The sequence below is a fragment of the Olivibacter sp. LS-1 genome (assembly GCF_008245145.1).
GTDB classification, from domain to species: domain Bacteria; phylum Bacteroidota; class Bacteroidia; order Sphingobacteriales; family Sphingobacteriaceae; genus Olivibacter; species Olivibacter oleidegradans.
Map to the genome: position 1 here is coordinate 987,353 of NZ_CP041643.1, position 14,608 is coordinate 1,001,960.

12 protein-coding genes are annotated in these 14,608 nt (G+C 39.4%); 4 read left to right on the forward strand and 8 right to left on the reverse strand.

Going from position 1 to position 14,608, the window contains the following annotated elements:
* Nucleotides 1–49 precede the first annotated feature (49 nt).
* The 8 genes from FKG96_RS03970 to FKG96_RS04005 all read right to left on the reverse strand — a co-directional run bounded on the left by FKG96_RS03970 (nucleotide 50) and on the right by FKG96_RS04005 (nucleotide 8,407).
* Nucleotides 50–619 carry a DUF3109 family protein gene (locus tag FKG96_RS03970; RefSeq protein ID WP_130855138.1) on the reverse strand — a complete coding sequence of 190 codons (570 nt, stop codon included), beginning with the start codon at nucleotides 617–619 and terminating at the stop codon, nucleotides 50–52.
* Between the two features lie 48 nt (nucleotides 620–667).
* Nucleotides 668–1,444: a DUF3108 domain-containing protein gene (locus tag FKG96_RS03975; RefSeq protein WP_130855137.1), complete on the reverse strand. Its 777-nt coding sequence runs from the start codon at nucleotides 1,442–1,444 to the stop codon at nucleotides 668–670.
* A gap of 47 nt (nucleotides 1,445–1,491) precedes the next feature.
* On the reverse strand, nucleotides 1,492–2,007 hold the full coding sequence (locus FKG96_RS03980) for a DUF2480 family protein (protein ID WP_013664700.1): 516 nt from the start codon (nucleotides 2,005–2,007) through the stop codon (nucleotides 1,492–1,494).
* A 116-nt stretch (nucleotides 2,008–2,123) separates the two neighbouring features.
* Nucleotides 2,124–4,229 carry a SurA N-terminal domain-containing protein gene (locus tag FKG96_RS03985; RefSeq protein WP_130854572.1) on the reverse strand — a complete coding sequence of 702 codons (2,106 nt, stop codon included), beginning with the start codon at nucleotides 4,227–4,229 and terminating at the stop codon, nucleotides 2,124–2,126.
* Nucleotides 4,230–4,366: 137 nt separating this feature from the next.
* On the reverse strand, nucleotides 4,367–4,927 hold the full coding sequence (gene lptC / locus FKG96_RS03990) for an LPS export ABC transporter periplasmic protein LptC (RefSeq protein ID WP_165446901.1): 561 nt from the start codon (nucleotides 4,925–4,927) through the stop codon (nucleotides 4,367–4,369).
* Between the two features lie 74 nt (nucleotides 4,928–5,001).
* A complete protein-coding gene (locus FKG96_RS03995; protein ID WP_013664703.1) occupies nucleotides 5,002–6,315 on the reverse strand; it encodes a hypothetical protein in 1,314 nt (437 codons plus the stop codon).
* A gap of 118 nt (nucleotides 6,316–6,433) precedes the next feature.
* Nucleotides 6,434–7,414 (reverse strand): DUF6427 family protein, encoded by a 981-nt coding sequence (locus FKG96_RS04000; RefSeq protein ID WP_013664704.1) that lies wholly within the window; start codon nucleotides 7,412–7,414, stop codon nucleotides 6,434–6,436.
* A gap of 144 nt (nucleotides 7,415–7,558) precedes the next feature.
* A complete protein-coding gene (locus FKG96_RS04005) occupies nucleotides 7,559–8,407 on the reverse strand; it encodes a UDP-2,3-diacylglucosamine diphosphatase (protein ID WP_013664705.1) in 849 nt (282 codons plus the stop codon).
* Between the two features lie 321 nt (nucleotides 8,408–8,728).
* Between FKG96_RS04005 and FKG96_RS04010 the strand changes: the two genes are divergently transcribed.
* The 4 genes from FKG96_RS04010 to FKG96_RS04025 all read left to right on the forward strand — a co-directional run bounded on the left by FKG96_RS04010 (nucleotide 8,729) and on the right by FKG96_RS04025 (nucleotide 14,407).
* Nucleotides 8,729–9,283, forward strand: coding sequence for an outer membrane beta-barrel protein (locus FKG96_RS04010; protein ID WP_130854570.1), 555 nt, complete (start codon nucleotides 8,729–8,731; stop codon nucleotides 9,281–9,283).
* 167 nt (nucleotides 9,284–9,450) lie between these two features.
* Nucleotides 9,451–10,356, forward strand: a complete 906-nt coding sequence (locus FKG96_RS04015; protein WP_013664707.1) for an AraC family transcriptional regulator — start codon at nucleotides 9,451–9,453, stop codon at nucleotides 10,354–10,356.
* Nucleotides 10,357–10,497: 141 nt separating this feature from the next.
* A complete protein-coding gene (locus FKG96_RS04020) occupies nucleotides 10,498–11,463 on the forward strand; it encodes a rhodanese-related sulfurtransferase (RefSeq protein ID WP_149105158.1) in 966 nt (321 codons plus the stop codon).
* 139 nt (nucleotides 11,464–11,602) lie between these two features.
* On the forward strand, nucleotides 11,603–14,407 hold the full coding sequence (locus tag FKG96_RS04025; protein ID WP_246860332.1) for a triple tyrosine motif-containing protein: 2,805 nt from the start codon (nucleotides 11,603–11,605) through the stop codon (nucleotides 14,405–14,407).
* The last annotated feature ends 201 nt before the right edge of the window (nucleotides 14,408–14,608 follow it).

The following is a 14,608-nucleotide window of genomic DNA, read 5'->3' on the forward strand; positions in this document are numbered from 1 at the left end:
TTAAAGAAAACTTAAAAAACAAGATTAATATGAAAAACTTACAAAGCCATTAAATATGTGGGGATTTTGCTGCTTCCTCCAGTTCTTTATACCATTCTTCTCCGTATTTCCTGATTAATGGTTCTTTCAGAAAGCTATAAACAGGAACCTTTAACTCCCTTCCATAGGAACAAGCGTCATGACAGATATGCCAACGATCATAGTTTAGGACGTCAAATTCCGGATATTTCGTAATACGAATGGGGTATAGGTGGCAGGAAATGGGCTTCTTCCAATGTATAAGACCTTTTTGATAGGCGATCTCAATCGCACATTTTGTAATACCATTTTCCCAGGTCACGTATGCACATTCCTTATTTCCGTCAACACATGGCGTTGTCAAATCACCGTCTTCATCCACCACGTGTGTTCCGGTGCTTTCAATGGTCTCAATTCCTTTAGCCGTCATAAAGGGTTTTACTTCAGGATAAATCTCCTTAAGTATAGTCAACTCGTGCTGATCGAGTGGTGCGCCCGAATCGCCTTCCACGCAACACGCTCCTTTACATCTGTTCAGATTACAGACAAATTGTTCTTTAATGATCTCCTCATTAACCAATACGTCACTAACTTCAATCATCATATCGTTAATATTGCGACAAAATGGCGTTTTTATGTCTTTTTGTCGTTACTTAGTTGTTTTCAGTGGATATTTTAAACCTTTGGCGCCGGTAAGTTCCAAGGTTACCGCTCCTATTAAAATATCTACTTGTGCCTTTACCGGTATTCGGTTATCATCATCCGTTACCCAAAGATGAAGTTTACTATCTTTTTTAAATACACGACCCGGCTCCAATGATGGGCTAAATCGCAGGCACCTAAATGTTCCCAGAGGGGTTTTTATATTTTCTTTACCTAAATAGGTAATGTAGAGATAAGCTAAAGAGTCTTTTAGAAAATAAGAGAGCTTAAATGATTCTCCCTCCTTTATATTCGATAAGTCTAGTGTTCTCGAAAAATAATAGGCAGATAGCAAATCGAATGTCTGCGATTCTTTAGCGGTAAAATTGCCACGCGTTGCCTCAATCTTCTTTTTATCTTGATAAAATCGAATCTTATCGTTTCTCCTATATTTACCTTCTTTGATATCCTCGCTAAAGAAATAAGGAAGGTATGTTTTCTGATCAATATACGAATCGTATTGGTCACGTATATTATAAAAGATACTGAATGCCTTTGAAGTCTTACCAACAGCGGTTAAATGATATGTTGGTTTTCCATCAAACGTTAGATCAGACGGTAAGACTTTTAATACACCTTCTGCTGCCGAAATAAAGCCATATTTAAGCTTATAAGTCAGCTCTTCTCCCGGTTGAAATACGCCCTTTTTTAAATAGGGTAAGACCTGCGCGGACACATGGGCTGAAAACGTAACTGAGATAATAACCGCTAGTAGTTTCTTCATCATAAATTATTTATCGCTAAGCATTAACCAACGCCTTAGACGATACTTTATGTCGTTCGTTTAAATATAGGAACCGTAGAACAAGGCTCACCGTACATAATACTTTTGGCAACTTTTGATAACTTATAAGCAAAGGTAACGAAGGCCGATTCCGGAATTTTTATGTCTCCGCAACCCTTTACTACTACTCGCTGGTCTCTGAACTGCTCTATGTCCAGATTGGATAAGGCACGCTCAAATAATATATCTTCAAAGGTTTTTTTGTCCCCGAAAAAAAGCTCATTTACATAAGGTTCCAATTTATTAGCCAGGAGCATATAGGCCCATGTAGGAACGATTGCATCTGCACTGCAAGTAATCAGCACATTTTTACCTGCGTATTTAGACCAGTCGTTTTCTTTTACAAAGGCACGAAAATCCTTTTCACGTAAAATAAGTCCCTGAAATAAATTGTCTTTTATATCGTAAACGGCTACTTCAGCTTTTGATTTGAGTGATGCTAAATCAAAGGTTAGCAGACCACTGTTTGCAACCCTGTTTACTATGTTTTCTTGAATTTCCATACCCCTCGATTAAATTACAAAATTCCTCTATTGCCACTAATGTTAGGCCGTCTTAAAATAAAAAATCCGGATAGTATGTTATAGCTATCCGGATACAAAGGTATGAATAAATAATTTTAGTAGAACCTCACGCGATTATCCTTAATGTCTGCTTTATCTAATAAAGCTTGGAAGGATTGATTGGAAGCCCGTTGTCTCAGTTGTTGTCTAACTTGTTGCTTTTGTTGATCAACTTTATCTAAGGCAGGAGGATTTACGAAGTCAGTAACCTGTACCACATATACACCTTGATTTCCTTCGATTGGCTTAGATAGCTGCTTCGGTTGTAATCCGAAAACCGTACCTACCACTTTATTCTCCTGTGCAACCCCCGGTAATATCGGGTTTGCAAAAACGATGTTTTGTTCCGCTTTCGGTGTTTTTCCAACTTTTTGTGCTATCTGGTCAATTGATTTTGCGCCTTGAAGAGCATCGTTCAACTTCTGTGCTAGCTTTGTGGCCTTTACCTTATTTAATACTGCCGGTTCGATTTCTTTCTTCACATCCTCCAAAGACAACTGTCCTTTGGGGCGAATATTAGTCAATTTAGCAATCACATATTGATTGTCAAGCTCGTAGACCTTGTCCGTTAAATCGCCTTTTTCGGCTTTGAAAGCCCACTTAATCACTTCCCTTGGTGTTTCAAGGTTAGGCAGATAGCCTTGCATGGGCGTAATGTTATCCGCATGTTCTACGGTCAAACCCGCCTTTTTGGCCTCTTCAGCAAAGTTTTGGCTATTTGCTTTTCCAAAGAAGTCGGATGCTTTGCTATAAGCTGCTCTTAACGTCTCATTGCTACTACTCACGCTTTTATCGATAATAGCTGCCTTTACCACTTTAGACATCCCTTTTTGTGCGTCTACCTTAATGATATGCACACCATATTGTGTGTTTAGAACGAATACATCACCTGGTTTTGCATCAAAAACAGCATTTTCGAAAGCAGGGATCATGCTACCTCTAGCGAATGTACCTAATTCGCCGCCATTATCTTTTGTTCCGTCCGTACCAAATTCCACTGCCAGTGCAGCAAAGTTACCTCCCTTTAGAATAAGGTTTTTGATGGAGTCTGCTTTTGCCATTGCCTTATCAACTCCGCCTTCTGTTGCAGGATTTAATAAAATATGGCGTGCGGTGACCGAATCCGGACTATTGCGTACATCCAATATTTTTGCAGACTCGTAGACACCGTTCGAATATACAGGCCCTACAGTTGAACCTTTAGCCGCGCTAAATACCAGTGAATCCAAAGCAGGGCTCAAGGTTCCTTTCTTTATGTAAGAAACGGGTCTCTTTTGCTCCGAGTTGGATACAGCAAACAACGAGTCATTGGTAGACTTGGCCAATTCTTCCGTTAGTTTAGTAATCGTTTCCTTGGCTAAAGCCGTATCTTGTGCGGTTGGTTGCGCATTAAATACAACGTAATCAAAAGAACGCGTTTCCATCTGATTCTTGAAAGCGGCCTTGTGTTCGTTGTAGTAATTTTGATAATCAGCGTCCGTTAACTTGATGTCTTTGTCGGGTATGGAGGCATAATCTAACAAAACGTAGCTAAAATTGGCAATTTTATTCCGTTGATTATAATCTTCGGTTGCTTCTAAGGAAGTTACGTAAACACTGTTTTGTACCAGGTTGTTATATTTCTGCTGTAGACGGTTATCTCTCATGGCTTCCAAAAAAGTACCCCACTGTCTACTTAGCTCGCTATTTGCAGGTTCTTTTGCAACATTGGCAAGAAATTGGTTCAATTGATTGCGATCTATTTCTCCGGTCTGTGGATTGCCGAAATTCTGCGCAATCATCGGTGATGGATTTTTACCGGTTACCATATCTTGCAACTCGTTCTTTCCTACACCCAGACCAATACGCTCGAGTTCTTTGTCGAGTAATAGCCGTCTTAAGTTTTGATTCCATGCATCTTCAACCGCATAGGATGTCATTTGTGGACTCATATTGCCCCCCATTTGCTGGCGCATATTGTTGATGCTTTGTTCCACTTGATTATTGAAATCCGTATACGATATAGATTCGCCATCTATATTACCCACCTCATTTTGATGAGATGCCCAAAACGGGGTGCCGAAGCGGATAACGTCGCCTAATAAAAATGCTACGATTGCTAAACCGATAATTACTACAATGATTATTCCCGCGCGGTTTCGCAAAAAGGTCATTAATCCCATATGCTCTTTATACTATTTTGATTGAAGGTTTTAAGTTCTTTATTATAAGTATTTAAAATAAAAATTCAACAAATTTTTAAATGAGGGCGCAAGATACAATTTTTAACAATAAAAAAAGTATTTGCGATGGAGTATTGTCATAATCCATCACCTTCTTTTAAATTGTATACTCCCCTTGCCCCGTTTATTTTCCGGTGTTCAAAATTTTCATCAGCCTCGAAGAAGTTCCCTTCCAATATACTTCCATCAGGACTGGTGATGGTCAATGGCAGTTTATTGAAGAAAATCCGTTTATCGTTATCCCAAAAAAGTTCTTCCGATTTGAAGATCGTTCCATCAGCCATGGTAACAACCACGTTATGCCTCAATTCGACCAGGTTTTTCTTTTCAAAGTATAGACCATAGTTAGAGGTGACTCTTCTCTCCTCTTTTTTGTTTTTATCATAAAAGATCAAAAGCACATCTTTTGGGAACTCGTAAAAGGGACTATCTACATTATGCTTAATCATTTTGCTGGAAATCAACTTAGCTTTTACGACCGCCGAATCACTGTAAATGACGGTAACACCATAAGAGACATCAATCGGTTCTTCAGCATTAATGTTCGCTATGCGCTCGACATCCTTCAGGTCATTTTCGCAAGAACACAGGAATAAGACAGCAAAAAACAACGAAACCATGGTTTGTTTAAAAACCATGGCTTGTCTTTTTTGGAACCTATAGATTAATTGATGAGTCACCAAATACATTTCATTTGCCCCATTCTCTTTGCTTAGTCGTATCGATACCGCTGGAACCAACGATCGTTCAACATAAAAGAAACGGTAAAATTAAAATACCTTTCCTTAACCAGGTTATTGGTTAGGGTTCCTCTTTGTCCGTATTCCGCTGTCAGGTTGATTTTGTAATAAGCTTGAATACCCGACTGTGCCCGGATGGGAAGCCCTAAGCCCAGACTAACGGCCATATCCTTTATGTCTTGCCCGTTTAGATTTAAATAGGTTTTATCATAGCGTAATCCGAAACGGTAATCAACCACGTTCCAGTAGCGAATAGAAGTAATATCAGGAGTCCATTGGCCTCCAAGGCTAGCCCCGTAACTGTCTTTGAATTTCGTTTGATCGTCCAGGACAGATCCATCTTTATAATCGGACCACTTAGCATAACGAAGATCAGCGCCTAGTAACCATTTATTAGCACGGTTAATACTGAAGCCAAAGCTATGGCGCATAGGGAGTGTTATCTTTTCTTCATTACCAAAATAAGAAGATACGGTATCCAAAACCGAATTGATCGTACCGTCAGATATATTGCTCGATATACGTGTTACAATTTCGGAAGCAGTAGAATTAAGCTTAGTGCCCAAACTGTTGGTATAGCCAAGTGTTAGGAGCGTTTTTTCATTCAAGGTGGTGTGATATTGAAGACCTAAATCGTAATTAAAGCCGTTAATATCCCGTTTATTCTCAATTCTCGAATTAGTAGCTCCTAGTTGGTTAGGATATTCGATTCCACTAATATTATTTAGTTTTCCGAACAAATACGATACATTCGCTCCCACACTGAAGTATTTGCCGATCTGTACCCCGTATCCAATATAAGCTTTACTGAGACCGCCTTCACCCGCAAAAGCTCTGTTCGCCCGTGTTGTATCTCCGGAGCCGAATGACATAGGCGAGGCATAGTTATAGCCCATATCCGAAAAGGGCATAAGGCCAAAACTAAAGGCAGAACGCTGACTTAAAGGAATGGCAAAATTAATATGATTTAAAGCAAAATTTCCGCTTGCTTCACTGTTTCCTCCTTTTTCAAGGATGGTTCTGTTCATGTAAGCTCCGATATCAAACGTTGATAGGCGAATGCTGGAATAGGCGGCCGGATTGGCTACGTTAATATTGCTATAGCCTCCTAAACTACGCACCCCTGTTGACAGTCCACCCATTGCCCTGTATTGCGGTAATTGGTCGCCCCTTAAAGCGCCTAGCCCAAATGCCGAATAAGGTGAGCTGCTGTTCGATTGTGCACTAGCGGTTGCACTAACGCATATTCCAATGATATAAAGGTATTTCTTAATGTGTAATCTCATGCGGATCTACTGTTCATGAAGCTATATATGTCAATTCAAGACTGCAAAGCTATTTATTTTTTAGTTGTGAAGTGGGGTGTTTTTGTTAAAAAAGGTTAAAACAAACAGTTTTACTTGGTTAAAAAAGTTGAAAGTATAAAATGGCAATGACTAAAATAGCGTATACGCTTTCATAAAACCAACTGGTTTTCGCGAAATTAAAATAGTAGGCCATATAAATAGAGATAGGCGGTGCGCATATTAAAAAATGATATTGCGGTGCATCGGCTTTCAAATAATAAGAGAAAATGCCGAACAGAAACATAAAAAACAGCAGTTGAAAGGATTTTCTTACATGGACAATGCTTTTATAAAAGTTTTCTCTCAGGGTATTTAAAAAGAGAATCAAAACCAGGGCCAAGGGCATTAACACCCAATAATCATAAAGCTCAATATGAAATGATGTGGGAATTGGGTTGGTTAAAGGCTTCCAGATGGCGTAAAAATCATTAATGCGATCCTTCCAAAGATAAATGATGCCCAGTAAAAAGTAGATGGTTATAAAGCCAAGCAGTCCGGCAATCCATTCGCGCCAATCAAAAGGTCTGAAAATAATGAGTGCTATCCATAAAAGCAAGAACATGAGGATGAAAGGAAAATAGAATAAGGTTCCGAGCGCAACCAACATGCCTAAATCGTATAGGGTAGATTTTACTTCCGCACGATGATAGGTTTTCAGCAATTTATCGATCATCCAGATCAATAAAAAATTACAGATGAGTGTAGGAGTTAAAGCGAGAAAGGGCAGTAAAAGACTGGCGGTTGTTACGTACATTAACGCAGGCAAAAAAGTGGGTCTACCCAGTAAATTATGATTGTCGACGATCCGATTTAATAACAGCGCTTGCGCAATGGTAATCACTAGGGTGAGGAGAATACTTGCTAAAGGCGTAAATGTTAAATCGTTTGCGTTTTTCACAAACGTCATAATAGCTTGCTCAAAAAGAATCGGATGGAACGATTCCGGCATGTGAATAAAAGCCCCTATACAAAGGAAGCAGGCGATGATTATTAAAAATAGAAGATTAGAGGGAGTAAATTTTCTAAATAAATTGATCATTACCTGTTTTGCTTTTTACCTATCTGTATAGAACTACAATATTAGTGTAATCAAAGTAAAAAGTAAAAAGTAAAAGTAAAAAGCTGTCACGTTAGAAGGATATCCGTTGAAAAAGGAGAGACAGACTTCAAGCATTGGGGATTCTTAACCTTCAGCTTTCAATAGCGCCAACAACTTGTTTACGTTCAGTTTTTCATTTAGGTCTTCACTTTCAAAAGGATCAATCTCCTCTGATGCAGTATTTGCCATTTCATCTTTGCTGTAACGGTAAATCTCCCACTTGCCTTTGTTGTATTCCAAGGCAGTCAGGTTCTCAACCCAGTCGCCGGAGTTTAAATAAGTCACCGTGCCATTTTCTGTTTCTATTTCCTTTATTTCCGGTTGGTGTATGTGGCCACAAACCACATATTGATATCCCTTTTCAATGGCTAGCTCGGCAGAGATCGTTTCGAAGTTGTTGATAAACTTAACAGCATCTTTAAAACTTGCTTTGATTTTCTTGGAAAAACTCATCTTTCCCCTGCCCATTTTAACTAAACACCAGTTTACAAAGCTGTTAAGCAAGATCAGTGAATCATAGCCAATGGCACCTAAGCGTGCTAGCCATTTTGAGTGCTGCATGGTTACATCAAAGATATCACCATGGAATATCCAGGCTTTGCCGTTTGATAACGGAAGTACCAATTTATTGCTAAGCTGCAGAGAGCCAAGATTGAAATCAGCAAATTTTCGAAGCATTTCATCGTGGTTGCCCGTCAGATAATGAACAGGGATACCTTCGGCTACAAATTTGAGCAGCTTACGGACCACCTTCATATGGCTTTCCGGCCAGTAACGTTTGCTAAATTGCCAGATATCAATGATATCGCCGTTTAATATGATTCTTTCAGGTTTAATGCTCTTGAGGTAATTTAGGAGCTCTTTAGCGTGACATCCGTAGGTCCCAAGATGAACATCTGAGATAACCACCAGCTCTATTGCACGTTTTGACATCAAAGTATAAACTTTGTATACAAAGTAACATTTATATTGTTAAGTTGCTGTTAATTAGTTGTTATATTTCGTTTGCATCGGCTCTTCGATATCAACTTTTTATGCCTGACGCTTCCAAATTCATATCCATTATTTCATTTAGCCGAAAAATTGGTTCCATAATCCGACCTTTTGGAATTGATGGCGCTGATTTGTCAAACTACTTTTGTGTTGTAAAAACAAATTAATAAGAATCATTAAGCAGCAATTTTTTTGGATAGAAAGACGCTATCAACTTCTTAGTAACAATAATGAGAAAAACTTACAATTAATTTTAAAAACATGAAAAAGGCAATTAAACTGAGTACATTTATATTAGCTGCATTAACTTTGCTTACATTTTCTGCTAAGGCGCAAGACCGCGAAGGCTTTCGTCTAAGCGTTGGACCGGAGTTTGGTTTACCGGTAGGAGATTTCGGAGATGCTTATGATTGGAGCGTGGGAGGTTCAATACAAGCTGAATACCCGATCCTGAAAAATGATTTATACGTAACCCTGAATGCAGGATTCAGTAATTTCTTTGCAAAAGATTTCAATGGCATTTCCGGCGAAGACTTACAATTGCTTCCTGTAAAAGCAGGCTTGAAATATTTTCCTGTCGGGAACTTTTATGTTCAAGGCGAAGCTGGGGTGTCTTTCTTAACAAACAAAGACGATATAGGCGCCACTAAATCTGCTACATTTGCCTATGCACCACAAGTAGGCTATCAATTCAATTTAGGTGGTAAAAGCTACTTGGATGCGGGTGTACGTTTTCAAGGTAATAGCAAATTTACAGACAATGGAAGTAGCAATAACTTCTTTGGTTTACGGATAGCTTATGGTTTCGGTTTGTAAGAACCCCTAGATGCTTAGTGATTTTTGTTTATTTTAAATTTGGCCTGTTTCCTTTTGGAAACAGGTTTTTTTTGCCTGTTTTTGACATTAAACCTATGTTAATATGATATTCAATTTACCTTGTTACGATAGGATATGCTTTGCTTTGCATGATCAAAAGGTAATATATGAGCAATTCCTTAAATAAATTAGTAATAACTGAGAAGAACGATCCTGCTTTCAACTCCGCAGTGGACAAAAACCCCCACTTTATTGTCATGCAGGCTAACCGAAATACCTTAACAAGTTTATCTAATTTTCATTTACATGAATACATGTCTCTTATTCTAAATCTTAGAGGAGAGGGAATAGTCAATATGGAAAATTATTCATTTAAGCTAGCCCCGGGGACGCTGTATCTTATTAAACTGACACCGGCAACAGTGTTTGAATCACTGACAGCCGATATCCAGAGCTATATTATTCTTTTTAAGAAGGATTTTATTATTAATGCAGTTTTTCAAGAGCCATTGATTGAAAATGTATTGGTGAATGGTTTTGATGAACCCGCTATATGCACGTTAACTAAGCCTAATTTTGCTACCATTCAGATAACTTTCAAGCGACTACATCAAGAATATCACAACAGTAAGTTGTTTCGCGATAAGATGTTGCGACTGCTGTTTATTGAACTTCTTCTGGAAACGAGTCGCGCCAGTACGCATGTTTCGGCCAAGGCACTGACTTTGCCTTCGCGGCAGCAGCAGCTGGTCAATAAATTTAAACGACTTATTGATGATCATTTCTTAACCAAAAGAACTGTTCAGGAGTACGCGGAGCACCTTTTCGTGACCGCAAAATATCTCAGTGAAGTGGTTAAAGAGTATACAGGAACAACGGCATTGTATATGATACACAGCAGGATCATGGAAGAGGCCAAATATTGGTTAACCACGTCAGACCTAAGTGTTAAAGAGATCGCCGGTAAACTTAATTTCGACACAAGCTCGCATTTTAGTCGTTTCTTTAAGCATATCGCCGGATATAATCCGACTGCGTTTCAGCAACTTTACAGTTTGCAATATGCGAGATAGCACGAGCGCAATTCGTTTCAAAGCTGTGAAGAGTCTGTAATGAAGGCTAACTAGGTCATTCGCTATCAATAAAAGGCAAATAATTCTTATCTTTGCACCTTAAAAAACATTAAACGCCGTTTGCAGCGGTATCAATGACATATGAAAGCATATCAAACCTTGCTGTATTATTGTTACAGCCCAATCGAAAACGCAGAAGAATTTGCCGAAAACCATCTAGCTTTTTGTAAGTCTTTAGGACTTGTCGGACGTATTATTGTGGCAGATGAAGGACTGAACGGAACAGTATCAGGTACACCGAAAGCATGTCAAGCGTATATGGATGCCGTGCATGCTGATCCTCGTTTTGCTAAGACAGATTTTAAAGTGGACGAGGTGGATGAACCTTCATTTGTTAAGATGCATTGTCGGTATAAACCGGAGATTGTGCATTCCGGATTGAGAGACCCGCATATAATTGATCCAACAAAGAAAACAGGTGTACATTTAGAACCCAAGGAGTTTCTTGAAATGAAGGATCGGGACGACGTAGTGGTATTAGATGTTCGGTCTGATTACGAACATAAAGTTGGCCATTTCAAAAACGCAGTACGTTTAGACATTGAAAACTTTAGGGAATTTCCGGAAAAGATTAAGGAACTTGCTAAGTATAAAGACAAGAAGATCCTTACCTATTGTACCGGCGGAATAAAATGCGAGAAAGCATCTGCTTTACTCTTGCATGAAGGTTTTGAACAAGTATACCAATTACATGGAGGGATTATAAAATACGGGAAGGAAGCTGGCGGAAAAGACTTTGAAGGGAAATGCTATGTTTTTGACAACCGTGTGGCGGTCGATGTGAACACCGTAAATCCCTCAGTTGTATCTACTTGTTTTAATTGTGGCACACAAACCACTAAGATGATCAATTGTGCCAATCCTGAATGCAATGAGCATTTTACCCAATGCGACGAATGCGGATGGAAGATGGATGGATGTTGTTCAGATGCGTGTAAAGCACACCCTAGAAAAAGAGAGTACGACGGAACGGGATATTATGTCAAAATTCCACAAACTGTCAATCTCAGCAAAAGAAAACATAAAAAATTTCTGGCAAAGACCTAATTTAGCCTGTATGCGCAACAATTGGTCATTTTCTTTTAGCCTATTAGTTCTGTTGCTTCTTAGCCTTTCGCTTAAACCGGCAATGGCGCAGCCAAGTAGGCCAAGAATCGGAGCGCCTGTTGCGAAACAAACAGTTGCTATGGGCGATGTCCATTTTGCCGGTGCGCCTCTTGTCCAAAATTTCAGTAAAACTTTCTACCAGGCGGGGAACCAGAACTGGTCGGCAAGCTACGGGCCCGACGGGCGAATGTATTTTGCCAATAGCGATGGTTTGCTTTCTTTTGACGGGCAGCATTGGGATCTAAATACCATGCCGCGCAAAATTTTGGTGAGAGGTGTTGCTGTTGGAAGGGAGGGGGAAATATATACCGGCGGATTTGGCCAATTTGGTGTATGGGAAAGAAATGCTTTCGGTTTGCTGGTATACCGCTCATTAAGTGATCAACTGACGGAAGCGGACAAGGTCAATGACGAAATTTGGAAGATTTATGTTGATGATGAGCAAGTGCTTTTTCAATCCTTTTCTGCCATCTATACCTACAAAAATGGAAAGTTAAGCGTATTAAAGACAAAAGACCCTTTTTTATTCTTATATCAAGTTAATGGACGTTATTTGGTAGAAATAATATCAAAAGGCTTGTTCGAGTTCAAAGACGGAAAGCTCGTAAAACTTTTAGATAAACAATTCTATGGAAATTCAATCATTCTTTCCATACTTCCTTTCACATCCAATGCCTTGCTTATTGGTACGGCCAAAAGTGGTTTGTTTATCTTTGAAAATGGAGATGCTCGGCCCTGGATCAACGAAGCAGACGTAGCGCTAAGACAATACCAACTCAATAATGGGCTGAAAGTACTTGGAAATCAATATGCTTTCGGGACCATTTTAAATGGCGTTTACATACTTGACCAAGCAGGGAAGCTCATTCAGCACATAAACAAAAGCAATGGCTTGCAAAATAATACCGTTTTAAGCTTACAGTCGGATGCGTTTCAAAATATATGGGTTGGTTTGGACAATGGAATCGATCGTATAGAAATCAATTCACCTATTTATTACTTTGACGATCGCGCGGGGATTTTAGGTACTGTTTACACCTCGAAAATCTACAAAGGCAAACTCTATATCGGGACTAATCAGGGACTCTATTACAGTAATTGGCCAGCCAACAATAATCGTTTCGATTTCCGACTAGTAGAAGGCTCACAAGGACAAGTTTGGGAGCTCTATACCCTAGGCGACGAATTGCTCTGCGGTCATAACAATGGAACTTTTCGGGTCGAAAACGAGCGACCACACTGGCTATCAACGGTTACCGGAGGCTATACTTTACATACCTTACAAGGGAAGAGTGATAGCTTGATACAGGGAACCTATACGGGTTTAGCTCTTTTTAAGAAGAGTAATAATCGTTGGACTTTTGATCGGAAACTAGGGAACTTCAACGAACCTGTTCAATACCTCGAGCAGATAAGTAACAACCGATTCTGGGTAAGTGGATACAAAGGCCTGTATGCTGTCCAGCTAAATAATGAAGCTACCCTTGTTCGGCATCAAAAGAAATATACAGAGGATGATGGATTACCTCAAAGTCCGTATATCAACGTATTTAGTATAGCCGGTAGAGTCGTTTTTGCAACGGACTCCGGGTTTTATTTACATGATGAGATAGCGGATCACTTTCATGCTTATACCCAACTGAATGAACGCTTGGGTACCTTTGCCAATGCAAACAAGGTAATGCCGGCTGCGGGTGGCAAATATTGGTTCATTCGTAAAGGACATTTGGCGTTGGTTGGTTTTGGTGATAGTGGCAAAGTCCATATTGATTCTACTGGTTTCACGGTGTTGAATAACCGTATGTTGAGTTTTTATGAAAATGTAAACTTGCTCACGCCAAACCTATCGTTAGTTAGTTTAGATGACGGTTTCGCGCTTTATAGAAAAGTCACCGGATCCCCGCAACAACAAATTGCCCCGCCAATTATCCAGAAGGTAGAAGATATTGCTGATAGTACAGCCAAACCAATCGCATTTTATCAATCGGGCGAAATTATTTTGGAAGCCAAACAAAATAATATACGTATTACTTTCGCGTTGCCCTATTTTTCTACCAATACCATCCAGTTTCAATATCAACTGGAGGGAAACTCAAAGAACTGGTCGGCCTGGAGCAGTATCACTCAGAAGGAGTTTACCAATCTTTCACCGGGTAAATACATCTTTAGGGTAAGAGCAAATGTAAATGGTTATGTAACGTCGGTCAGTGCACTTTCTTTTGAAATAAGTGCCCCTTGGTATAGAAGTAGCTTGGCCTGGATGGCCTATGCGTTGCTATTTTTGCTGCTGCTTTACGGAGTTAGACGTTATTACTTATATAAGCTTAAAAGGCATCGCGAGGAAGTGCAGCAAAAAATGTTGCATGAGCAGGAGGAGCGGTTACAAAAAGAGATGTTTGAAAATGAGCAGCGACTTTTCAGGATGAAAAATAGTCAATTGGAAAAGGAGCTTGCGAGCAAAAATAGAGAATTGGCCAATTCAGCCATGAATATTGTCTATAAAAATGAGTTACTGAATAATGTACATGATGAGTTGCTTCAATTGAAGGACGGAGATGGACGCAGGTTATCAAGTGATCAACTAAAAAGGATCAGCAAGATTATAGACGACGCTCGGAGCGATGAGCGCGATTGGAATCTCTTTGAAGAAAGTTTTAATGAAGCACACGAGAATTTCTTTAAAAAGTTAAAAGCCAACTATCCCGAATTGGTGCCTAATGACCTAAAACTGTGTGCGTATTTGCGAATGAACATGTCAAGCAAGGAAATTGCTTCCTTACTTAATATCACCACTCGAGGAGTTGAAATCAGAAGATATCGATTACGGAAAAAATTAAACCTTGGGCACGACCAGAATCTTACCGAGTTTCTAATGGATGTGTAGTGCCCCCTCTTGTGTTGGTATATCCCTATAGAACCTATTAGATGTAAGGTAAAACACTACATCATTACCTCATCAAACACTTCGTGTATTAAGTACACACTTACCGATAAATATGAGAGGTGATGTATCATATTATTTGTTTGTTAATCAGTGTTTTAAAAAAATATAATCCAGAAATGAGCAAGTGGTTTTACGCTTGAT

Bases quoted from the DNA above. Each gene is read 5' to 3' on its own strand.
- FKG96_RS03970 (WP_130855138.1), bottom strand. From the start codon at position 619: ATGATTGAAGTTAGTGACGTATTGGTTAATGAGGAGATCATTAAAGAA.
- FKG96_RS03995 (WP_013664703.1), bottom strand. From the start codon at position 6,315: ATGAGATTACACATTAAGAAATACCTTTATATCATTGGAATATGCGTT.
- FKG96_RS04025 (WP_246860332.1), top strand. From the start codon at position 11,603: ATGGGCGATGTCCATTTTGCCGGTGCGCCTCTTGTCCAAAATTTCAGT.
- FKG96_RS04020 (WP_149105158.1), top strand. From the start codon at position 10,498: ATGAAAGCATATCAAACCTTGCTGTATTATTGTTACAGCCCAATCGAA.
- FKG96_RS03980 (WP_013664700.1), bottom strand. From the start codon at position 2,007: ATGGAAATTCAAGAAAACATAGTAAACAGGGTTGCAAACAGTGGTCTG.
- FKG96_RS03975 (WP_130855137.1), bottom strand. From the start codon at position 1,444: ATGAAGAAACTACTAGCGGTTATTATCTCAGTTACGTTTTCAGCCCAT.
- FKG96_RS04000 (WP_013664704.1), bottom strand. From the start codon at position 7,414: ATGATCAATTTATTTAGAAAATTTACTCCCTCTAATCTTCTATTTTTA.
- FKG96_RS03985 (WP_130854572.1), bottom strand. From the start codon at position 4,229: ATGGGATTAATGACCTTTTTGCGAAACCGCGCGGGAATAATCATTGTA.
- lptC (WP_165446901.1), bottom strand. From the start codon at position 4,927: ATGGTTTTTAAACAAACCATGGTTTCGTTGTTTTTTGCTGTCTTATTC.
- FKG96_RS04005 (WP_013664705.1), bottom strand. From the start codon at position 8,407: ATGTCAAAACGTGCAATAGAGCTGGTGGTTATCTCAGATGTTCATCTT.
- FKG96_RS04010 (WP_130854570.1), top strand. From the start codon at position 8,729: ATGAAAAAGGCAATTAAACTGAGTACATTTATATTAGCTGCATTAACT.
- FKG96_RS04015 (WP_013664707.1), top strand. From the start codon at position 9,451: ATGAGCAATTCCTTAAATAAATTAGTAATAACTGAGAAGAACGATCCT.